The sequence below is a fragment of the Streptomyces sp. x-80 genome, assembly GCF_046549095.1.
GTDB classification, from domain to species: Bacteria; Actinomycetota; Actinomycetes; order Streptomycetales; family Streptomycetaceae; genus Streptomyces; species Streptomyces celluloflavus.
Genome location: NZ_JAJPWM010000033.1, coordinates 1 through 21,215, shown reverse-complemented (window position 1 = coordinate 21,215; position 21,215 = coordinate 1). Strand labels below are relative to the sequence as shown.

General features: G+C 71.0%; 21 protein-coding genes. 13 read left to right on the top strand and 8 right to left on the bottom strand.

Annotated elements, in window-relative coordinates; translation table 11 throughout:
- Positions 1–34: 34 nt before the first annotated feature.
- Entirely contained in the window at positions 35–1,651 is a 1,617-nt protein-coding gene (locus ACLJWH_RS38810; RefSeq protein WP_411146523.1) for an MBL fold metallo-hydrolase, read from the bottom strand.
- Positions 1,652–2,467: 816 nt separating this feature from the next.
- The gene (locus tag ACLJWH_RS38805; protein ID WP_411146522.1) at positions 2,468–2,728 is read right to left on the bottom strand and encodes a hypothetical protein; all 261 of its coding nucleotides are present in this window, start codon (positions 2,726–2,728) and stop codon (positions 2,468–2,470) included.
- Positions 2,729–2,874: 146 nt separating this feature from the next.
- Here ACLJWH_RS38805 and ACLJWH_RS38800 point away from each other — a divergent pair, with 146 nt between their 5' ends.
- Positions 2,875–3,903: an NAD-dependent epimerase/dehydratase family protein gene (locus tag ACLJWH_RS38800; protein WP_411146521.1), complete on the top strand. Its 1,029-nt coding sequence runs from the start codon at positions 2,875–2,877 to the stop codon at positions 3,901–3,903.
- A 62-nt stretch (positions 3,904–3,965) separates the two neighbouring features.
- Here ACLJWH_RS38800 and ACLJWH_RS38795 read toward each other — a convergent pair whose 3' ends face one another.
- Positions 3,966–5,078, bottom strand: coding sequence for a sensor histidine kinase (locus ACLJWH_RS38795; RefSeq protein WP_411146520.1), 1,113 nt, complete (start codon positions 5,076–5,078; stop codon positions 3,966–3,968).
- Positions 5,071–5,880, bottom strand: a complete 810-nt coding sequence (locus ACLJWH_RS38790) for a response regulator transcription factor (protein WP_411146519.1) — start codon at positions 5,878–5,880, stop codon at positions 5,071–5,073. Before ACLJWH_RS38790 ends, ACLJWH_RS38795 begins: the two co-directional genes overlap by 8 nt.
- Positions 5,881–6,004: 124 nt before the next feature.
- On the opposite strand from ACLJWH_RS38790, the gene ACLJWH_RS38785 reads away from it, so the two are divergent.
- From ACLJWH_RS38785 to ACLJWH_RS38775, 3 genes are read left to right on the top strand one after another with little or no spacing between them, the layout of a single operon-like run.
- Entirely contained in the window at positions 6,005–6,781 is a 777-nt protein-coding gene (locus ACLJWH_RS38785) for a glycosyltransferase family 2 protein (protein WP_411146518.1), read from the top strand.
- Positions 6,778–7,398 carry a DUF2064 domain-containing protein gene (locus ACLJWH_RS38780; RefSeq protein ID WP_411146517.1) on the top strand — a complete coding sequence of 207 codons (621 nt, stop codon included), beginning with the start codon at positions 6,778–6,780 and terminating at the stop codon, positions 7,396–7,398. Before ACLJWH_RS38785 ends, ACLJWH_RS38780 begins: the two co-directional genes overlap by 4 nt.
- Complete coding sequence (locus tag ACLJWH_RS38775) at positions 7,395–8,051, top strand: class I SAM-dependent methyltransferase (RefSeq protein WP_411146516.1); 657 nt, start codon at positions 7,395–7,397, stop codon at positions 8,049–8,051. The genes ACLJWH_RS38780 and ACLJWH_RS38775 overlap by 4 nt, the downstream gene beginning before the upstream one ends.
- A 76-nt stretch (positions 8,052–8,127) precedes the next feature.
- On the opposite strand, the gene ACLJWH_RS38770 is transcribed toward ACLJWH_RS38775, so the two are convergent.
- Both ACLJWH_RS38770 and ACLJWH_RS38765 read right to left on the bottom strand, forming a co-directional pair.
- A complete protein-coding gene (locus ACLJWH_RS38770; protein ID WP_411146515.1) occupies positions 8,128–8,544 on the bottom strand; it encodes a hypothetical protein in 417 nt (138 codons plus the stop codon).
- Positions 8,544–9,686 carry a molybdopterin-dependent oxidoreductase gene (locus ACLJWH_RS38765; RefSeq protein WP_411146514.1) on the bottom strand — a complete coding sequence of 381 codons (1,143 nt, stop codon included), beginning with the start codon at positions 9,684–9,686 and terminating at the stop codon, positions 8,544–8,546. The genes ACLJWH_RS38770 and ACLJWH_RS38765 overlap by 1 nt, the downstream gene beginning before the upstream one ends.
- Positions 9,687–9,799: 113 nt before the next feature.
- On the opposite strand from ACLJWH_RS38765, the gene ACLJWH_RS38760 reads away from it, so the two are divergent.
- The gene (locus ACLJWH_RS38760; RefSeq protein ID WP_411146513.1) at positions 9,800–11,248 is read left to right on the top strand and encodes a glycosyltransferase 87 family protein; all 1,449 of its coding nucleotides are present in this window, start codon (positions 9,800–9,802) and stop codon (positions 11,246–11,248) included.
- A 628-nt stretch (positions 11,249–11,876) separates the two neighbouring features.
- Here ACLJWH_RS38760 and ACLJWH_RS38755 read toward each other — a convergent pair.
- Together ACLJWH_RS38755 and ACLJWH_RS38750 are read right to left on the bottom strand one after the other, a co-directional pair.
- The gene (locus ACLJWH_RS38755; protein ID WP_411146512.1) at positions 11,877–12,398 is read right to left on the bottom strand and encodes a hypothetical protein; all 522 of its coding nucleotides are present in this window, start codon (positions 12,396–12,398) and stop codon (positions 11,877–11,879) included.
- Positions 12,395–13,660: a molybdopterin-dependent oxidoreductase gene (locus ACLJWH_RS38750; RefSeq protein ID WP_411146511.1), complete on the bottom strand. Its 1,266-nt coding sequence runs from the start codon at positions 13,658–13,660 to the stop codon at positions 12,395–12,397. The genes ACLJWH_RS38755 and ACLJWH_RS38750 overlap by 4 nt, the downstream gene beginning before the upstream one ends.
- A gap of 618 nt (positions 13,661–14,278) precedes the next feature.
- On the opposite strand from ACLJWH_RS38750, the gene ACLJWH_RS38745 reads away from it, so the two are divergent.
- The 8 genes from ACLJWH_RS38745 to ACLJWH_RS38710 all read left to right on the top strand — a co-directional run.
- On the top strand, positions 14,279–14,416 hold the full coding sequence (locus ACLJWH_RS38745) for a hypothetical protein (protein WP_411146510.1): 138 nt from the start codon (positions 14,279–14,281) through the stop codon (positions 14,414–14,416).
- An 80-nt stretch (positions 14,417–14,496) separates the two neighbouring features.
- A complete protein-coding gene (locus tag ACLJWH_RS38740) occupies positions 14,497–15,702 on the top strand; it encodes a cupin domain-containing protein (protein WP_411146509.1) in 1,206 nt (401 codons plus the stop codon).
- Between the two features lie 134 nt (positions 15,703–15,836).
- The gene (locus ACLJWH_RS38735) at positions 15,837–16,907 is read left to right on the top strand and encodes a hypothetical protein (protein ID WP_411146508.1); all 1,071 of its coding nucleotides are present in this window, start codon (positions 15,837–15,839) and stop codon (positions 16,905–16,907) included.
- A gap of 219 nt (positions 16,908–17,126) precedes the next feature.
- The gene (locus ACLJWH_RS38730) at positions 17,127–18,353 is read left to right on the top strand and encodes an MFS transporter (RefSeq protein ID WP_411146507.1); all 1,227 of its coding nucleotides are present in this window, start codon (positions 17,127–17,129) and stop codon (positions 18,351–18,353) included.
- Between the two features lie 62 nt (positions 18,354–18,415).
- Positions 18,416–18,898 (top strand): asparagine synthase-related protein, encoded by a 483-nt coding sequence (locus ACLJWH_RS38725; protein ID WP_411146506.1) that lies wholly within the window; start codon positions 18,416–18,418, stop codon positions 18,896–18,898.
- A 296-nt stretch (positions 18,899–19,194) separates the two neighbouring features.
- Positions 19,195–19,335 carry a hypothetical protein gene (locus tag ACLJWH_RS38720; RefSeq protein WP_411146505.1) on the top strand — a complete coding sequence of 47 codons (141 nt, stop codon included), beginning with the start codon at positions 19,195–19,197 and terminating at the stop codon, positions 19,333–19,335.
- Between the two features lie 217 nt (positions 19,336–19,552).
- Positions 19,553–20,968 carry an NACHT domain-containing protein gene (locus tag ACLJWH_RS38715; protein ID WP_411146504.1) on the top strand — a complete coding sequence of 472 codons (1,416 nt, stop codon included), beginning with the start codon at positions 19,553–19,555 and terminating at the stop codon, positions 20,966–20,968.
- A gap of 11 nt (positions 20,969–20,979) precedes the next feature.
- Positions 20,980–21,215, top strand: a 236-nt coding sequence (locus ACLJWH_RS38710; RefSeq protein ID WP_411146546.1) for a DegT/DnrJ/EryC1/StrS family aminotransferase, incomplete at its 3' end; no start/stop codon positions are given.

Genomic DNA, 21,215 nt, shown 5'->3' with positions numbered 1-21,215 from the left:
CGAGGAGCACAGCGGGACGGACCACTACTGCGGCCTACGACTTCGTCGGGTCGACGGCGGACCAGGTGCGCTCGCCCCGGTTGCGCAGGAGCTCGGCGGTGATGCCCCGTTCGGCGCTCAGCTGCGTGAGGACGGCGGCCTGCTGCACGGGCTCGGCTTCGGGGTCGTAGTCGGAGCCGGTGAGGTGCTTGAGCCAGGGTTCGAGGCCCATGGCATAGGCGTAGACGTGCCGGGCGTTGAGCTGCTGGGCCAGCTCGTCGGCCTGGGCGGCGTTGCTGCCCTTGAGCCGTCGCCCGGCGTTGTGCTCGCGGGAGAGCTTCCCTTCCAGCAGGGGCCCGTACAACCAGTTGAGGGGTGCTCCGACGCACTCAAGGCCGATGAACAGCGCGTCGAGCGGCGTCTCGGCGAGGCCGGGAATGTTGTTGTACAGCGCGGGCTCGAGCGGCGTGATGTCGGTGGCGAACAGGAGCCTGCGGCCGCCGGCCTGGACGAGGGGCACCACCTTGGTACGGATGTCGAGGTCGGCGTGCTCGCCGACGAAGGGAAGGGCAGTGACCTCGACACCGTCGGCCACGCGGTGGGTTTCGAGTTCGGCCAGCTCCTGGACGTTGGAGAAGCCGAGGGCCTGGAGCATGGTCTTGAGGCTGGGATCGGGCAGCGATCCGCCGGAGGCACGCGGGACGAGGATCGTGCCGATGCGGGTGCGGAGCTGGAGCAGCGTTTCGAGCGAGAAGTGGTCGGAGTGGAAGTGACTGATGACGACGGCGTCTATGTGCCGGGGAAGGTCTTCGAGCGTGTAGTGCTCGTACCCGTCGCCGGTGTAGCCGATGAGGGGGTCGAGGAGGACGGAGGTGGTGCCGGTCTCGATGAGCACGGACGCGTGGTTGAGGTACCGCATCCGGACGTCCCCGGCCGGGGGAGGCGTGTGTGGCGCCGGAGGCGCGTCGTGGAAGAGCGCGGTGAACGCCGGAAGGTCGCCGTCGGCCACTCCGAGGCGTTGCGCGAGGTGCGGGACGTCGACGGGCTCCAGGCGCGCCGCGAACAGCTCGTCCCACAGCGGTGAGTCGAAGGGCAGGTCGATGTCCAGGCGCTCGGGGCTCGGGAGAACGGGGCTGCTGTACACGAAGGGCTGGGGGCTCGGTACGGCGGTGAGCGAGATGCACTGACCGTGGCGCTCGTATGCCGGGGAGCTGTACATCAGCGATTCGAAGAAGCGGAAGCTGGGCCGGTGGGCGGTGTCGTAGACGAGCTCGACCCGGCCCCGGAGCGAGTCGGGGACCAAGGGGTAGAGGGGTTCCATCGGCCCGCCGAGTGCCTTCTCCTGGAGCAGGGCACGGAGTTCATCGATGTCGTCGGCGAGTTGGAGTCTGGCCTGGCCTGCCTTCGCCATGGACTCGCGCGCCGCCTGAACGTCGTCGTGGGTGGCGCTTTGGGGGTCGAGGAAGGGGGCGCCGTAGCGGTGGGGATCCGAGGTGACCGACTCGTGGATATGAGGCGCCTTCAAGTAGCTGTCCACGATGGGCAGCAGGCGGTCCCTCAGATTGAGGGCACCCGTGTGGGGCGCCAGGAGATAGGGCCACGCGTACCAGCGGTGCAGCAGAGGCTGAGCGACCACGGACGGGCGAAGGTAGAGCTTCTGGTGTGCCGGCACGGTACTTCCCTCACTGTCGATGATGTCGGTGGGTGGGGGTGGTTCGCGGCTGCATCATGCGCACATGCGTCAATGAGAGGGCTCGTGGTGTCCGGCCAGGTCCCGGAGGAGACGTAGGTATCGGCGGGGAATCGGAGGTCGTGCCACCGGGATCGGGGCGGGTCATGCCACACGTACCGTGGCCGGACAGGTTCGAGTCGGTCCCTTTGCCTCGCGGATTCATTCATGTGTACCACAGGGCGGCAGTGATGAATCCGGCGTTTTGGCAGGCCAGTTGGCTGCCGATCATGTTGCTGATGCATCTTTAGCTTTGATCCCCCGGGCGGTTCAAGACGAATGCAAAGTGACATGGATTACATGGAGCCGGTCCGCGTCTTCGTGCTTCACTGACCGTGAATCCACGGCAGGACGATCGGTCGAGGTGGGGGCGAACCGTGAAGGAGCGCCTGGTGTCGATCCGCGGTGTCTTCGTGTGTGCGCCCGCACGCAGAGATGGACCCCGGCCCGGCACCCTTGGCCGGTTCACACGGAAGAACACGGTGGCGGGGCATTTCCTGCCACCACTGCCCTCCTCGCGCTTTCCCGCGATTACCGCTCAGTAGCGTGACGTTGACATCTCAAGAGACGCCCCGCAGCAACCGGCTCGCACTCGTCCGATCGCGCCGGGCACACCGCGAATTCAGCCAACACCACAGCAGTTGGCCCTACTTGGAATCCGCTCTCCCTGACTTGGCTCAATTCAGCGAGTATGGGCAGGGAATCGCCTTGCGGAATACGGAGTCCCGGGGGGGGAATTGCCGGGAGAGGCGGGCCGCCTCAGCCGAAGGTCTCGGCCTCGTCCTGGCCCCGGCCCTGGTCCTGGTTCCCGGCCCGGCGTCCGACCGCCGCCGCGGCCGCCCACTGACGCACTTCGACGACGGCCTCCACACCTGGGGCACCGGTCTCGCGCACCGCACGCCGGGGCCTGTGGACACGCTGGTCTCGCTCCGGCCGGACCACGGGCTCGCGCTGTTCGCCGTCCGCGGCGAGGCGGTCGACCACCCGGTACGCACAGCGCGGCGAGAGCGTCGAGATCACGGGACGGGACGAACCCGGTGGCCGCCCGCACAAGCCCCTGAGTGGCGGACTCACCGCCGTCGGCCGACCGGAGATCTTCTTACGGATCCGTGACATGCGGCCTGTCCGGTGCCTCGCCGGGGTCGGGGCGGCATAGCTTCGGGGGCATGCGCGTACTTGTGACTGGAGGAGCGGGCTTCATCGGCTCGCACATCGTCGCCGAGCTGGTCGAGGGCGGGCACGACCCGGTGGTCTTCGACCTGGCCGAGGACAGCCGGGACGTACGGGACCCGGCGGCGGTGCGGGAGGCCCTGGCCGGGGTCGGCGCGGTCTGTCACCAGGCGGCCAAGGTGGGCCTGGGCAAGGACTTCGGGGACGCACCCGGCTATGTGTCGGCCAATGATCTCGGTACGGCGGTCCTGCTGGCCGGGATGACGGAGGCGGGGGTGTCGCGGCTGCTGCTCGCCGGGTCGATGGTCGTCTACGGCGAGGGGCGGTACGAGTGTGCCGCACACGGCGTGATCCGGCCCGGCCCGCGTGCCGAGACCGATCTGAAGGCCGGCCGGTTCGAGCCGCGCTGCCCGGACTGCGGCGCCGACCTGGCACCGGGTCTGGTCGCGGAGGACGCTCCGATGGACCCCCGGAACGTCTACGCCACCACCAAGCTCGCTCAAGAGCACCTCGCGGCCTCGTGGGCCCGCGCGACCGGCGGACGCGTGATCTCGCTGCGCTACCACAACGTCTACGGTCCGGGGATGCCGCGCGACACGCCATACGCGGGAGTGGCCGCCCTGTTCCGGTCCGCGCTCGCCCGGGGCGACGCGCCGCGCGTCTTCGAGGACGGGGGACAGCGGCGGGACTTCGTCCACGTACGGGACGTGGCGTCGGCCAACGCGGTGGCGCTGGACGCCCTGGCGGACGGGCCGGGCTTCAGGGCGTACAACGTCGGCAGTGGCGATCCGAGGACCGTCGGTGACATGGCCGAGGCACTCGCCGCCGCGTGCGGGGGCCCGGCCCCGGTCGTCACCGGCGAGTACCGGCTGGGCGACGTCCGGCACATCACCGCCGACTCGGCGCGGCTCCGCCGCGAGCTGGGCTGGCGTCCGGCGGTGCCGTTCGCCACCGGGATGGCCGAGCTCGCGGCCGGCGCCGCAGGCCCGGCTTTGCAGGAGGCCGGGCTCGCCCCGCATCCGTAGAACTCCGCCTGGCGGGGGATCTGCCCTGAAGGGCTGTCCCGTCATACCCGGCGGGACAGCCCTCAGCCCGCCGGTGCGGGCAGGGTCAGTTCGAAGCGGCAGCCGCCGGAGACATTGCGGACGTCGGCTCGGCCCGCGTGGGCCTCGACGATGCCCCGGACGATCGCCAGGCCGAGGCCGGCCCCCGAGGGAGGCGTGCGGGCCGCGGTGCCACGCCAGCCGGTGTCGAATACGCGCGGGAGGTCTTCCTCCGGGATGCCTCCGCAGGCGTCGGTGACCGAGAGCACCACGGAGTCCGCGCGCCGTTCGGCGGCGATCGCGACCGTGCCGTCGGCAGGGGTGTGGCGGATGGCGTTCACGAGGAGGTTGGAGAGCACTCGGGTCATCTCCTTGCCGTCCACCTCCACCGGGAGCGCTGCGACGTTCTCGCCCGCCAGGCGCACACCGTGTTCCCGGGCGAGGGCGTCGGCGCCGGCCAGGGCGTCTCCCACCAGGTCGTGGAGGGACATCCGGGCGGGGCTGAGGGACAGCGCGCCCGCGTGGATGCGGGAGAGCTCGAAGAGGTCGCCGACCATGGAGTTGAGGCGGTCGACCTCGGTGCACATCTGGCGGTGGTAGCGGGCGGGGTCGGCCACCACGCCGTCCTCCAGCGCCTCCGACATGGCACGCAGCCCGGCCAGGGGGGTACGCAGATCGTGCGAGATCCAGGCCACGAGCTCGCGCCGGGAGGTCTCCAGGGCCCGCTCGCGTCCGCGGGAGGCGGCCAGCCGTTCGCTGGTGAGGGCCAGCTCACTGCTCAGGGCTGCGAATTCGGCGGGAGCGGGAACGAGCGGTGCCGTGAAGGTGCCCCGCTCGCCGAAGCTGCGAGCCGCACCCACGAGTTCCCGGCATCGCCGTACGATCTGGCGGCCCAGGAGCAGCGCGGTGGCGAGCGACACGGCGGCCGCCATCGCGACGACCATGGTCACGACAGCCAGGTCGTGGGAGGACAGGAACATCGCCCACGCCACCGCGAGCGTCCCGGCGAGCATCGCGGACACGGCGACGGCAGCGACGACGGCGAGGGACACCGCGACACTCCGGCGGCGCAGGATCCGCAGCGCCAGGGCTCCCAGCAGGCCGGCGGCGCCCGCGCCGAGGAAGGCGTACAGGGCGATCAGCAGCAGGTCACGCACGGTCGGCCGCCGTCCGGGCGGCCGGTGCGGCCGCCGTGTCCGGGCCCGCCTCGAAGCGGTAGCCGACACCCCAGACGGTCCGGACCAGCCGCGGGCTCGCCGGATCGTCCTCGACCTTGCTGCGGAGCCGGCGGACGTGGACGGTCACGGTGGACAGGTCTCCGAAGTCCCAGCCCCAGACCTCGCGCATCAGCCGCTCCCGGTCACAGACCTGCCCCGGGTGCCGCAGGAAGTAGGCGAGGAGATCGAACTCCCTCAGGGTGAGGGCAAGCTCGTTGCCGTTCTTGCTGGCCCGGCGGGCCGCCGGGTCCAACGACAGACCCGCCGCGGCGAGGCGTTGCCCACCGGCCGGAGCGGCGGCCGTCGCGCGGCGCAGGACCGACCGCACCCGCAGGACGAGCTCTCGCGGGCTGAAGGGCTTGGTCACGTAGTCGTCCGCGCCCACCTCCAGGCCCAGGATCCGGTCGTCCTCGTCGCCGCGCGCGGTGAGCATGATGACCGGGACAGGCCGGGTGCCGTTCTCCCGTTCGCGCACCCGACGGCAGACCTCCAGCCCGTCCATACCCGGCAGCATCAGGTCGAGCACCATGAGGTCGGGCCGGAGCTCCTCGGCGGCGCGCAGCGCGGCGGGGCCGTCGGCCGCCAGCCGCACGGCGAAACCGGCCCGCTCCAGGTACCCGGCCACGACCTCCGAGACGGTCGGATCGTCGTCCACGACCAGAACGTTGCCCAGGGCACCGGCCTCATCGGTGCCGCCGGCGCGGTGCCCCTCGTACGCACTCTCCGCATAGCTCACTGCCATGGCCCCAGGTTGTCACCCGTCCGGCCCCGGCCGCAGCGGACGTACCCCTCGTCCAGGATGGTGTCCGCGTTTCGTAAGGTCTGGAAGCGCCCTTTCCCGGTTTCTGATTCCTACGGTGTGGAGGGTGACTTCATCTGCTTGCGCACCGCCTCGCGCGGACCTCGTACTGCCGTGCCTCGACGAGGCCGAAGCGCTCCCCTGGGTGTTGGCGCGGGTGCCCTCCGGGTGGCGGGCCGTCGTCGTCGACAACGGGTCGGCCGACGGCTCCGCGGACATCGCCCGCGGCCTCGGTGCGACCGTCGTGCACGAGAGCCGGCGTGGTTTCGGTGCGGCCTGCCACGCCGGGCTGCTCGCGGCGCGCGCCGACCTGGTCTGCTTCTGTGACTGCGACGCCTCCATGGACCCCGGGCTGCTCGCCCCCATGGCCGCACGGGTGGCATCGGGCGAGGCCGATCTGCTGCTGGGGCGGCGGCGCCCGCAGGGACGGGGTGCCTGGCCCGCGCACGCCCGCGCCGGAAACTTCGCCCTCGCCCGGATACTGCGCCACCGCACCGGACTGCGGCTGCACGACCTCGGACCGATGCGGGTGGCGCGCCGAGAGGCCCTGCTCGGCCTGGGACTGACCGACCGGCGCAGCGGCTACCCGCTCCAGATGGTCGTCAGGGCGGCCGACGCGGGCTGGCACGTCGCCGAGACGGACGTCCCGTACCTGCCCCGCTCGGGGAAGTCCAAGGTCACCGGGACCTGGCGGGGCACCTGGCACGCCGTACGCGACATGCGCCGGGTACTGGCGGAGCCGCCGGGCACCCGGTCCGCCGCGGAGGGGGAGGTCTCCGGCCCGGGGCACTCAACCCCACCCTCGGCTGCACGGTCCGTCGCGGACAGGGAGGGCTCGGTATGAGCACCCTTCTCGTCATCGCCAAGGCGCCCGTCGCGGGCCGGGTCAAGACGCGTCTCACCCCGCACTTCACCTCGGAGCAGGCCGCCGATCTGGCACGCGCCGCGCTCCAGGACACGCTCACGGCCGTGCTCGCCACCCCGGCCGGGCGCCGTGTACTGGTCCTGGACGGGCGACCGGGGCCCTGGGTGCCCGAGGGCATCGAGGTCGTTCCGCAGTGCGCGGGCGGGCTCGACGCCCGGCTGTCCGCGGCCTTCTCCCGCGTCGACGGACCGGCCCTGCTCATCGGCATGGACACTCCGCAGGTCACCCCCGGTCTCCTCGCCCAGGGCCTCGACTTCGGCGAGACCGACGCCTGGTTCGGCCCGGCCGACGACGGTGGGTTCTGGGCGCTCGGCCTGGCCGAGCCCGATCCGGCGCTGGTCCTCGGCGTCCCCATGTCCGTTCCGCACACGGGGCGGGAGCAACGCCGGCGGCTGACCGAATCCGGACGCGCGGTACGGGACCTGCCCGAGCTGTGCGACGTGGACACCGCGGCCGACGCGGCACAGGTCGCGGCCGCTGTACCCGGCACTCGCTTCGCCGCCCTCCACGGCGCGTTGTGCGCGGTGACGCGATGACCACCCAGCTGACCGAGCCCGCCGTCGCCTGGCGGGCCAACCCGTACGCCGAGGCGCTCCGCGTCGGCCAGGGCCCGCTCTACCTGCGCCGCGGCGACGGCTGGCTGCTGCCCCTGGAGGTCGAGCGATGGTGCGCCGAACCCGACACGGCCGATGCCACCGTCCTCGACCGCTGTACGGGGCCCGTCCTGGACATCGGCTGCGGACCGGGCCGCCTCGTCGCGGCCCTCGCCGCACGCGGGCACCGTGCCCTGGGTGTGGACGTCACCCCCGAGGCGGTGGCCCGCACGGTGCGCGCCGGCGGCAGCGCACTGTGCCGGTCGGTCTTCGATCCGTTGCCCCGTGAGGGCCGCTGGGGCACCGTGCTGCTCATCGACGGCAACATCGGCATCGGTGGCGACCCGGCCGCCCTGCTGCGCCGCGCCGCCCGGCTGGCCTCACCGGTCGGCTCCCTGCTGGTCGAGGTGGCCACCGCGGACGTCGACGAACGCGTCGAGGTCCACATCGACGACGGCCGCGGCGGCCGTGGAGCGCCCTTCCGGTGGGCCCGGCTCGGCACCCGGGCGCTCTGCGCCGAAGCCACGGGAGCCGGCTGGACCCCGTCCCTCACCTGGCAGGCCGCGGGCCGCAGCTTCGTGGACCTGCGACGCTGACCGGACCACGCGGACCACGCGGCGGGGGCTGATGCCGGACACGCATCAGCCCCCTCGTGCGTCAGTCCCTCGTGCGTCACCCCCGGCCCGGCCGCCTCCGGGCCGCCCGTCGCACGCACGCGCGCACTCCGACGTACCCGGCCGTGATCACCACGACGGCCGCCATCGCCACCAGCCAGTTCCGCGGGTAGTCCAGCGGCAGCACCGTCGCGTTGGCCACGCCTCCGGGGCGCAGGAGCGGCGGCAGGGCGATCACCGTCAGCGAGCCCGCGACGATCAGCGCGGCTCGCGGAACGCCGTGCAGGCGCACACCGGCCGCCGCGGCGAGTGCGGCGATCGCGATCACCAGCGGTGCGAGCAGCCCGTCGTGTACGAGGACCCCACCCGCGAGCCACAGGACGACCCGCCACGGCTCGGGTTGCTCCACCAGCAGGGAACCCCCGAAGGCCATCAGGACGATCCCGCAGCCGCCCACCACGTACCGGTGGGTCATCACGCCACCTCCAGTCGGCCGACCCACTTGGTCTGGAGCACTCCGGGCCGGTTCGGGGCCATGATCCGCGCCGGGTAGCCGTGGTCCAGGGACAGCACCTCGCCGTTCAGGCCCAGCGCCAGGAGGGTGAGCGGGTCCTGGGCGTACCGGCGGCCCATCTCCATCACCCGGTACGCGCCCGCCGCCTCCAGTGACACCACCCGGCACCGTGCGTCCGGGCCACCGCCCGCCCGGTCGAGCAGGTCGCGCACCCGTACCCCCGTCCACCGGGCGGACTTGCTCCAGCCCTCCACACACGCGAGCGGCAAGGCCACCTCGTGCTGGGGCATCGCGCGCAGCTCCTCCAGCGTGAGGCTGTACGGGCGGGGCCCGGCGACGGTCAGGCGCCAGTCGGTCAGCGACGCCCCGGTGACGCGTGCCGCGGCGGCCGTGCGGTTGACCGGCAGCCCCTGTGGTCCGTGGGCCGGGCTGCGCGGAGCGAACAGCTCCAGCGGACCGAGTGCGGTGACGGACTGGCCGACGGTCGTCAGCGTGGCGGCGCCCGCCCCTGCCACGACGGCCGCCAGCAGCCGGCGGCGGTCCGGCCCGTCGGCTGCGGGAAGGGCAAGGGTGCCGGGTGAGCGACGGGTGAAGTGGTCGCGGATCCGGGGCCATTGAACGGCGACGTGGAGCAGCAGCGCTCCCAGCAGGAGCCAGGCGACGGCGTAGTGCACAGGCACGAACGAGAACGGCCAGGGGTACCACTGGAAGGTGTTCAGCAGCCCGGTGAACAGCTCGAAGATCCCGGCGGCGACGAGTACCGCCACCGAGAGGCGTTCCAGGGCGTGCCGGACCGACCGGACCGGCGGCCACGCGAAGAGCCGTGGGTAGACCGCCCACAACTTGGCCAGCAGCAGCGGGATCGCGGCGATGCCCGCGGCCACGTGCAGCCCCTGGGTGAGCCGATAGCCCCAGTACGGACGGCTCGGCAGCCGGTCGGCAAGCCAGGTGGGCGGGTGCTGGAGGTAGTGGCTGAGTACGCCGGTCACACAGCAGACGGCGATGGCGAGCCCGAGCAGGCGGCCGATCGCGGTCGCGGTACGGGCATCGTGCAGACGCGCCGTGAAGGTGACCGGCGGTCCGGGGAGTGGAGTGATGCGCATGAGCCCATGACACCCCCGGCAGGGCCCGCACGGGTGGCCGGAACACCTTACGAAACACGGACGTGCGGGGCGCCTCACCACACTTCCACGACCGTTCCTGGAACGCTGCAGACGTGAACCCGCGCACCGCCCTCACCGCCACGGTCCTCGCCGCCCTCACCGCCGTCCTCGTGCTCACCGTCCGGTACGACGGCTACTTCACCGATCCCGCCGGGCTGTTCTGGTGGTACGCGGCGTGCTGGGTGCTGTTCGCCGGCGCGCTGCTCGCGCTGCGCCGGGTCCCGGCCTCCCATGTCGTGCCCCTGCTCGTGGCCGGGGCGGTCGCCGTGACGGTGACCGGGCTGGTCGCGCCGCCCCGGACCAGCACGGACTCGTACCGATACGCCTGGGACGGCCGCGTGCAGTCGGCCGGCATCTCCCCCTACGACCATGCTCCGCAGGACCCGGAGCTGGTCCGGCTGCGCGACCCGTGGCTCTTTCCGACAGGCGCGGCCTGCACCGTCCCGGACCGTGCCCGCGTTCCCCATGCCGGGCCGGCACCGCACTGCACGCTCCTCAACCGGCCTACCGTGCACACCATCTACCCGCCCGTCGCCGAGGCGTACTTCCTCGCTGTCGACAGGCTCTCCCCGGAGGGAGCGCGGCACAAGCCGCTCCAGACCGGCGCCGGCCTGATCTCTCTGGGTGTGACCGGTGCGGTGCTGCTGATCCTGCGCCGCCGGGGCACGGACCCGCGCCGGGCCGCGTACTGGGCGTGGTGCCCCGTCGTACCGATCGAGGCGGTGAACAACGCGCACGTGGACGTCCTCGGCGCGCTGCTGGCCGTGATCGGCCTCGGACTCGTCGCCGTCCTTCCGGGCCGCCGGTCGGCCGGCGGACTGGTCCTCGGCGCCGCCATCGCCGCCAAACTCATGCCCGCCGTCGTCATGCCGGGTGCGCTGTCCGGAGTCCGTCGCGTCCGCGACGGGGCCGCCGTGCTGCTGCCCGCCGCCGCGTTCACCGCGTTCGCCTACCTGCCGTACGCCCTCCTCTCGCACGGCTCCGTCTTCGGCTACCTCGGCGGATACGTGGCGGAGGAAGGCTACGACGACCCCGCTGCCGGACCCCGGTACGCGCTGCTCCGGACGGTCCTCCCCGACAGCTGGGCACTGCCGGTACTCGTCGTCGTCATGGCGGGCGTGTCCCTGTACGTGATGTGGCGCGGCAGCCCGCACCGCCCGTGGAGCGGCGCACTCCTGGTCACCGGCTGGGCGTTCGCCCTCCTCACGCCCGGCTACTCCTGGTACGCCCTTCTCCTGGTGGCCCTCGTGGCGCTGGACGGACGCTGGGAATGGCTGGGCCTCGCCCTCGCGGGCCCAGCCGTCTACGTCCTCGGCCGGGCGTTCGACAGCCGGGAGACGATGGCCGCGATCGCGTACGGTCTCGCGGCTCTCCTCGTCCTCGCGGCCACCGCTGTGCGCCGGCGTCGCGGAACCGGCACGCGTCGGCCCGAGGACTTCTCGATCCAGACATCAGGGCCCGGGGCACCCCCCTCGCCCCCGGCTGTGAGCCGCCCGGCGTAGTGCCGCCGGCGTTCGGCAGGCGCGGCGCACGCATACGGGGAAGGCAGTCCCGCGGTGGAGCGAGCGCAGCAGGGGTGCCCTCGGCCGTGGTGATCCAGTGGCCGAGGAGCTGAGTCCTCCGTGAGCGTGGGGCCGCCGACGGTCACCCGGCCGCGCGTCCGGCTTGCCGGTGGAGTCCATCGGGCGCGCCTGCGAGCGGTCCGGGGCCTCCTCGGCGCGCTCCGGGCCCACCCCGGGCGACGAGTTCGTCGCCGATCATGCCCACGGTCGTGTTCCCGCCCCGCGGGAAGGCCGGGCCTGCGCACGTACGCTTCTCGGTGCGGCCCGGCCGCTCGCCGAGCCGCTCCCTGATCCGCTGGGCCGGGCCTTCGTCGTACGTCATGGAACCCTCTCGGCCGCACGCCCCGACGGCGCGCCGTGCGGGAGAGGACGTCGGCCGGCCGTCACCTGATCGCCGTGATGCGGGCGTCTTCGGCATCGAGGGCCAGGACGCCGCCGAGTCCGCCGTTGTGGCGTGCGGCGAGTCCGGGGCCCACCGTGCGGGAGCGTGGGGAACGGCCCTCTCGTCGCGGGGGCATCGGCATCGGCGGCGCCCTTTTTACCGAGGGTGGACCATCGGCGAGCGCTGTCATTTCGTGGCGTTGCGGGCCCGCCGCCGGTCTCGTGCCGCACGTCGTCGAGGCCCCGACGCATGCCACCTGCGGGCGAGGAGGGTCGCTGCCGACGCGACGAGGAGGGCGGCTGTGATCAGCAGCCAGCGCCCCAGGAACCGGTCGGCCGGGAGCCCCGTGACCGCGGTGTAGTGGCCCACCTGACGCAGGACCAGCGGCCACCAGACCAGCAGCAGAAGTCCCGAGACGAAGAGCGGAACACGGACGTAGTTGACGCTCGGCCTCGGCTGCGCCTCCCCCACGCCGCCTTCCCTCCGCCCGAACAGGCGCTGCGCGGCCCTGTCGGTCACCGCGTACAAGGGGAGCAGCACGAGGTCGTGGAGGAGCGCCGCTCCGACGAACCACAGAGCCACGCCCAGGGTGTCTCCCTTGAGCAGTCGCACGCCGGCGTAGGCGGCGAGGGCGAAGGAGGCGAGTACGAGGAGCAGGTGGAGCGGGGAGGCTCCGTAGCGGCGGCGGAAGACGGTCCTGCTGCTCATGCCGGCTCTCCGAAGATGACGCGGGTGACCCATTTGGTGTTGTGGACCCCGGGAGCTCCGGGGACGATCACGCGGGCGGGGTAGCCGTGGTCGCGCGAGAGGACTGCCCCGTTGACACGTACGGCCAGGAGTGAGCGAGGGTCGCGTACCTGGTTGTCCCTCAGGACGACGGAGCTGAACGCCCCTCCCCGCTGTACCGATTCCACCAGGGCGTGCGGGGTGTCCGTGCCCAGTCCGACCAGTGCGGCCAAGTCGGTGAGCCGTACGCCGCCCCACAGCTGGTCGGGGGTCGACCAGCCTTCCACGCACGCGATGGGCAGGGCCGCTTCGTGCTGCCGCATGGCCAGCAGCTGATCCCTGGTGAGGACCACTTGACGGTCTGCGCCCCGTACGGTCAGCCGCCAGGCGGGGCCGATGTCGCTGGGCCGGATCCCGACGGATGCCGCGGCCTTGTTGATCTGGAAGCCGTTGGGTCCTGAGCCGGGATCCTTGCCGTGCGGGGCGAGCAGCGCGGTCCGGCGCCACCAGCCGCCCACGCTCTGTCCGGCCGTCACCGCGAAGAGCGCGAAGGCCCCCAGTCCGACCATGCCCAGGGCGCCCCGGCGTGAGATGGTCGGGGGCGCCGGCCGAGGCGAGACCAGTCCGGCCGCCTCCTCCGTACCGGCCTCCGGCTGCGCGCTCCCGTACCTCACCGCACGGAGGGCTCGCGGCAGCCGGAAAGCCACGTGCACGACGAAGGCGCCGATGAACACCCATGCCCCGTAGAAGTGCAGGACGTAGAAGGAGCCCGGGAAGATGTAGTGCAGCTGCACGTTGAGGATGCCGGTGACGAACTCGAAGCCGGCGCCGCCCACCAGCAGGAGCAGGGACAGGCGCTCGACGCCGTGGCTGACCGACCGCACGGGCGGCCACGCGAACAGCTTGGGGATGACCGACCACAGCTTCGCCAGCAGCACCGGCACGAGGACGACTCCCAGCACCACATGCACGCCCTGGCTCACCCGGTAGAGCCAGTACGGCGAGGTCGGCCAGGAGAACAGATAGAAGCCGAACCACCCCTTGTCGGGCGTCTGGTCGTTGACCGGCGCCAGGTCCGGGTTGTACGCCGCGTACGACAGCAGGCCCGTCACGAACAACAGCGTGACTCCGACCAGCAGGACGAGTCCGAGCACGGCGGTCAGCCACGGCCCCCGCAGCGGGCTGCGCCAGAACTCCGGACGCGCCGGTCCCGGCGGGGGCCCCGATGCGACGGCGGAATCCACGGCAGCCAGCAGGCGGGTCAGCGGACCCGGCCGCTTCGGCGGCTTCGAAGGCGGTCGGGATGTGCGCTCGGGCTGATTCCGCTTGCCGTCGCTCGCCTCCATCGGGACACCTCCGCGCACTCGCCGGTCGTCCGGGAAAACATCCCGCACCGGAGGCCGGCCCAGGCCCGTGACACGCCCACCCGAGGCCATCCGGTGGCCGACGCGTACGTCGTCGGACCACCGGATCTGCCGTCACCGTCGCCCGGCTCTCGCCGCCGGCGCCGGCCGTCGTGTTCTTCATCCCGCCCGTCGCCCGGATCCTCGCGATCCGGTGTCCAATTCATCCGAAGCGTCCACGCGCCAGAGGAAACTCCCGCTGCTCACCAGCGTTTCTCGCCCGCGAAATACTCTGCGATCACCGAGACAGGAACCGCCGGACTGCGCGAGGACTTCCCGCTTCCGTTTCACCCGCCAGTTGGGCTCATCCTCCTCACGACTACACGACCGTCAAGGCTTTTCAAGTGCTTTGACAACCGCGGTTTGCGGCTTGTGCGTGATCTTTCACACGTTTTTCCTGCGGGTGTCGGTAGCAAGAAAGAAGATGAACGGACAAGCCCCTTAGTCGAGGAGTCATCAATGGCCAAGATTCCTGCACCCAAGTCCGAGGTCCACGCGGACCGTCAGCCGAAGAGGATCGGGTTCTCCGTGGAGACGGTGAAGTCGGCCCAGGTCAAGGGCGTGCCGAACCTCGAAGTCGACCAGAAGGACGTGTAAGGGAAGGGCCCTTCCAGGACCTGACCCGCCCGGTGGCTCCAAGAGTCACCGGGCACCACACCTGAAGCGTGAGGACCAGCGTGTTCGATCTCGAATCCCTGCTTGACCCGATGCCGCTCGATCAATTCCTTCGCGAGAACTGGACAACCCGGGGCGTCGTCTTTCGCGGGCAGGATCCGGACCGCTTCCGTCCGCTCTTCTCATGGGATCAGCTCAACCACCTCCTCAATTTCCACCGTCTCCGTTTCGGTGAAGAGATCCGCCTCGCCGCGATAGGCAGAAAGCTCACCGAAAAGCCTGAGACGCCCGAGGAGTGGATCAAACACTGCCAGGACGGCTACACCCTCATCATCAACCAGTTGCAGGCGCGGCTTCCCGCGATCGCCGAACTGGCATCGTCGATCGAGCGTGCGGTCGGCCACCGGAGTCAGGTCAACATGTACTGCTCCTGGCCCGAGCAGCAAGGGTTCGACCAGCACCACGACGACCACGAGGTCTTCATCCTGCAGATCGAGGGGACGAAACGCTGGGTCGTCTCCGAGGAGACGTACAAATACCCGCTCGACAAATACAACAACGTCTCCGACGACACGGGCGAACCCAAGGGACCTCCTTACATCGAGACCGAACTCCACCCTGGGGACGTGCTCTACATTCCGCGGGGACACTGGCACTACGCGGTGGCCGGTGACGAACCCTCTCTGCACCTGACGCTGGGGGTGACGTGCCGCACCGGCATCTACTGGTTGAAGTGGCTCGCGGACGAGCTGATGGACGAGGCGGAGTGGCGACGCAACCTGCCGCCCGTCGTCCGGGGTGACACGGCTGAACTCGCCGGCCATGTCCGCGGGCTGCTGGGCAGGCTCGCCACGCTGGCCGACGACGAGCGGCTGGTGAAGGCATATATCGCCAACCATCTGACCTCACAGGACAGTCGCCACCGGGAGGTCGGCCTACCGAGCCAGTCGGGCTTCCATCCGCTCTCCGTGAAGGGCGACACGCGTCTGCGGCGGGCCAAATTCAACCCCGTCACGATTGATTACGATGCCGAGTCCGAACAGCACCAGATTCTGTTCGGCACGAGGAAGATCACACTTGACGGCGCCCCCGCGGAACTGATCGACAATCTCTTCCGCCACGAGACGTTCACCCTTGAGGAAGCTGTCGGATGGGCCCCCGCATTCGACCCGGCCGAAGACGTCGCCCCGCTGCTGCGGCTGCTCGTCGAGGAGGGAGTCCTCCTGGAAGAGGTTTCCCACAGGGAAGAGGTTCCCCACGTGGGCTGAGCATCGCCAGGCACCCCGCCCGACGGCCGGCACGGCAGACAGACGGTCCGGAATTCCCGGAACCATGACACTGGTCCCACCCCTCTTACGGGTCCGCCCCCGCGGGACGCTCACCACTGATGGAAGATCACTCGATGAATATCGGTCTGATCGAGCTCAGCGCACACAGCGAGGTCCTCGACAGTCTCATACGGCAAACCGTCGACCTCGGCGGGAGACCGACCGTCTACACCAACTCGTTCTGCGCCGAATCCTTGGCCGCCGCTGCCTCGGCGGAAGTTGAGTGGCAGGTGTGTCCGTCGAGTGTGCCGTACGCCGAATTCATCGAGAATTGCAGACCTTCGATCGGTTCACAGGATCACGTATTCATCGTCACTCCAGTCGATTCCCTGTGTGGTCTGCTGTCCGATGGGAGCGCGACAACACCCGCCTATCACTGCCTGGTCCACAACCTCAACACGTTCACCTCGTCGGACGGCAACCGGCCGAGCGCTGCCATCGCGAAGCTCGTTCTCCAGGGCGCGGCGCGTGTCGTTCTCCCGGATCTCCGGCTCATGGAATCCGGCGCCCCGCTGCGGGATCGCGCGATCAATATCGCCTACCCGCAGCGTCCGCCCACCGTGTTCGCGCGGGACGAGGTGCGGTGCTGTATCCCAGGGCGGATCTACGGGGGCAGGGACCACGCCGAGGTCCTGTCCGCGCTGGAACTCGCCTCCCCACGGTTGACGAAGCGGCTGCGGATCGATTTCTTGGGAGAGCACGCCACTGAGGAGTCCAAGGCTGCCGTCGACGCGGCGACGAAGGCGGTATCTCCCTCGGTCGAACTGCGAGATCACCCTGGTTACGTCGCCCAGGGCGAATTCGACCAGACTCTCGCGGAGGCGGACTTCCTCATTTTGCCCGTCGCCGAGTACCTCACGCGTAACGGCATCACCGAGACCCGCGGCCGGACCTGCGTCACGGGCAACATCAACGACATGGTCCGGTTCGGTACCCCCGCGCTCCTGCCGGCGTTCTACCCGTTGAGCGACTGTACGAACGGAATGACAGAACGGTACAGCGGCATCCCGTCCCTGGCGGATCTGATCGTCACCTGGGTGAACACCGGCGAGTTCAACCACAGGAAGCGTGCGGCCGTACCAGGACTGGAGGCTTACCGGGCCGAGTGCCTGGCGGCCCTGCGTGAGGAACTGGCCCGCCGGTAGCGGCTCGCGCGAGATCAACGACCCACTCTGCCGAGGTCCGCGCACGGGCACACCGGCGGTCCACAGCGGCGGACCGCCCTCAGTGCCGGCCGCTGTCCGCTCCGCGCTGCGGGGCGCGGTCCCGGCAGCGCGCACAGCCCTTGTGCGGAGCTCCCCACCCGGTTCGAAGGAAAGCGACGTGTGCGAGCAGGAGACCAACAGCGCCCCACGGAGGCGCATATGAAGACCGGCATACCCCGCGGCCCCGTACGTACCCTGACGATCGCCAGTTTCGTCACCACTGTCGGCAGCGGGCTCTATCTTGCCGGCAGCATGCTGTTCTTCACCCGCGTCGTCGGACTGAGTGTGGCGGCCGTGAGCACCGGCCTCGCCGTCTCGACGTTCGTCGGCCTCCTGTCGGGCCTTCCCCTCGGCGCCGTGGCCGACCGCGTCGGGCCCCGGGGGCTGTACGTCGCCACCCAGGGCATCCAGGCCGTGGCAATGTTCCTGTTCCCGACGACACACTCCTTCGCCGGCTTTCTCACACTGGTCACCGTCGCCGCCATCGGCCAACGGGGCGCTCAGGCGGTCAGCGGCGCCCTGATCGCGCGGATCAGCGAGCCCGGTCAACGCACCCGGGTCCGGGGCTATCTCCGCGCCGTCACCAACCTCGGGCTCGGCATCGGTGCCGCCGCAGCCGGCCTCGCGCTCCAACTCGACTCGACGGCGGGCTACACCCTGCTCATTCTGGCGAACGGGCTGAGCTTCCTGGCGGCGGCCGGGCTGCTGCTCCTGATCCCCTCCGTGGAGCCGGTGCCGCGCCCCCCAGGTGCGCGGAGCATGGAGGCCATGCGGGACAGGCCGTACCTCGCGCTGTCGCTGCTGTGCGGGGTCATCGCGTTCCAGTACGACGTGGTCTCGCTGGTCCTGCCGCTCTGGCTGGTGTCGCACACCGCGGCGCCCCGGTGGTGGCTTTCCGCACTGCTGGTGGTGAACACGGCGGTGGTCGTTCTCTTCCAGGTCAGGGCCACCCGCGGGGTGAGGGGCCCCTTGGCCGCTGCCACCGCGCTCCGCGGAGCGGGATTCCTCTCCCTCGCCGGCTGTACCGTCCTCGCTTTCGCCGCCGGAGTCTCCGCCCCCGTCGCCGCGACCCTGCTGCTCATCGGCGTACTCCTCCTGACGTCGGGGGAACTCGGCCTGGCCGCAGGGGCGTTCGAAATCAGCTTCGGGCTGGCCCCGGAACACGCCCAGGGGCAGTACCAGGGCACCTTCAACCTGGCAGACGGCTTGGTGCGGGCAGCGTCACCGGTCGTCCTCACAGCGCTCTGCCTCCAATGGGGCAGGCCCGGCTGGGTGGTACTCGGCGTGGTCCTCGCGCTCTGCGGCCTCGCCACCCGGCCGCTCACCCGGTGGGCGCTGCGCACAAGGACGTTTCCGGTGCCGGAGACCTCCGTACCCGTCGGCTGAGGTGTCCACCGGGGCGCCCCGCATGGACGCACGGACACACGGCACGCGCGGTCTGTGCGGGAATGCAGCGAGGCTCGGGGCAGCTCGGTGGCGGGTGGAGTTCATGTGCTGGTACGAGCGGCGGCGGCACCGTCGGCGCGGACCTGGCCGGGGGCATGGACTCCACCAGCCTGTGCTTCCTCCTCGGGGAGCGGACCGAGCCGCGTCCGGTGACGAGCAGCTGGGAGGCCGAGGATCCCGCGCACGACGACTGGGAGTGGGCGCGGAGAGCCGCAGCGGTGCTGCCCGATGCCGGACATCGGGTGACCGCTCGCGGCGAGAGCGTCATGTGGTTCGCGGACGTCGGGGAACCGGGCACCGGCACCGAGGCCCCGTTCCCCTGGATACGTACCAGGACCCAGCAGCTCGCACAGGTACGACAGGTTGCCGAGCGAGGGTCCACCCGGCAGCTGACCGGTCACGGCGGGGACGAGCTGTTCTGCGCGATGCCGACGCTTCCGCGGGCGCTGGCCGGTCCCGCCCGTTCAGGTCTCTCCACACGGTGAAAGCGGACAGCGCCCTCCACCGCTGGAACCCCCTCCCCACACTGCGCGCACTCGCAGACAACCGCCCGTACGGCCAGTGGCTCGCCGCGTCGTCCGAAACGCTCACCACCGCCCCGCCGCCGGCCTCCCGGCCCGACTTCGGCTGGAGGTGCGTCCGAGGATGCCTCCCTGCGCGACCCGGGACGCCGTCGGGGCGGTTCGGGGCCTGATACGGGAGGCCGCCGGAGCCGAGCCCCGGAGCCGCAGCCTGGTCGGCACATGGTGCTGGAGTTTTCGCCCGCGAATGCGGCAGCACCATGCGGCCGGTCGCCCGGCTCACCTCCGCGCTCGGGGTGTCCTGGCACGCGCCGTACGTGGACGAGCGGGTGGTGGAGGCCGCGCTGTCCCTCCGCCTCAGCGACCGAGCCGACAGCACCGCGTGGGCATCGACCACCTGACGGTCACCCTGCGCGTCCGGCCCGCGGCGGAGAGCGCCGCCCGCGCGCCTGCGGGGTCCGCGTGTACGCGCACCCGCGCCACTCCACGACCACACGACACGCAACTTCGGTACAGGGACGCCCACTTGGCTCATCCTTCAGTCGCGCCGTCCCCCCGTGTCCTAGGCTGCTGCCAGCCCGACGGTTGGCCGCCGTCCACACACCCACCGGGGAGCAGATGGAACCCGCCGCCATTGGCGCTCGTCTCGCCTCAAGCGTGGTCGCGCCGCTGGTCAAGAAGCTATTCGTGGCCGATGGTCCCGGGGCGGGCCTGGTCGACAAGCCCGTGCGCGTGGCGAAGCTCGTGTCGTTCAAAGGCGAGAAGCGCGTCCTGTCCGACGAGGATCTGCACAAGATCGCCGAGGAACTGGTCGGCCGCGCCGCTCAGTCGACCGGTATAGAGGAACGGCTGCCCACATACGAACAGCGCGCCGTGGCGCATGCCGTCGCCGACTCCCTGCGCGCCATGGGCTACATCGACATGGACGATATGCAGGCCGTACAGCTCGGCCACCTGGCCCTCTCCCGGCACCTGAGATCGCAGAGCCGGTCGGCGACCCTCGGCCTGTCCAGTGACGCCGTCCTGCTCCATGCGAACGTGCTCGACACCGCCTGCCTCCACATCCTCCAGTTCTTCACCCAGAGATCAACTTTCGTGGCGCGTACGCTGGTTGAGCAGAGCCGCCGGATCGAGGAGCTGTCGCTCAGGATCGATTCGCTGATCTCGCGTACGCCGTCGCCGGCCGATGGCCCCTTCGAGGAGCGCTACGCCCAGTACATCGCGGCCAAGCACGGCAAGCTGACCATCTTCGGACTCGATCTCTCCGCATCACCGGAGACCTGGCCCCTCGATGCCGCCTACCTGAGCCTGGACGCCGTGGGCGACACCACGAATCCGATGCCCCTGCTCCTCCCCGCCGACCATGTGCTGGCCGGACGTACCCGCGTTCTGCTGCGCGGTGTGGCCGGTTCCGGGAAGACGACGCTCGTGCAGTGGCTGGCGGTCTCCACGGCGCGGAAGGAGCTCGACGAACGTCTGCTGTATCTCTACGGCCTGGTGCCGTTCGTCCTGCCCCTGCGCACCCTGACCCGGGGCGGCGCCGAACTCCCCACCCCCGACGGCTTCCTCGCCGCGGTGGGCTGCCCCATCAGCGATGTCCAGCCGACGGGCTGGTTCGACCGGGTGCTGCGGTCGGGGCGCGGGCTGGTCCTGATCGACGGGATCGACGAGATCCCGGAGAACGAACGCCAGGAGGCACGCCGCTGGCTACAGGACCTGGTCGGCGCCTACCCCGGCAATCGCTGGCTGGTCACCTCCCGGCCGTCGGCCGTGCGGGAGGACTGGCTGGTCGGGGACGATTTCGCCGAGCTCGATCTGGCGCCCATGAGCCGGGACAACGTGGCCGAATTCGTCAAGCGGTGGCACAGGGCCGCCGGTATCGGCGACGGCTATGCCAGGGATCTGCTGCGGGCGGTGCGGGCCAAACAGGATCTGGGGCGGCTCGCCACCAATTCTCTTGTCCGGGCCCGTCGCCGCCTGGGTGCACGACCGCTCAAGCTGCTGTTCCAGACCCTGGCCGGCCCTGTTGGCTAGCGGAGCCGGCCCTGGCCGGCCGGTGTGCCGACCTGGCGCGCCTGACCGCGTACTGCGCCGACCGCGATCTGCGGCTGCTCGAGGACGCCTGCCAGGCCCAGGGCACCCGCTACGACGGCAGCCCCGCCGTCCACCTCGGGCCCGACCCGGCGCCGGAGGGCGCCGTACTGATCTGCGGCGCCCTCGGTCCCGAAGCCGCCGCCGCTCTCCTGCGCGGCCCTGCCGCCGTCGTGTCGACCACCGGCGG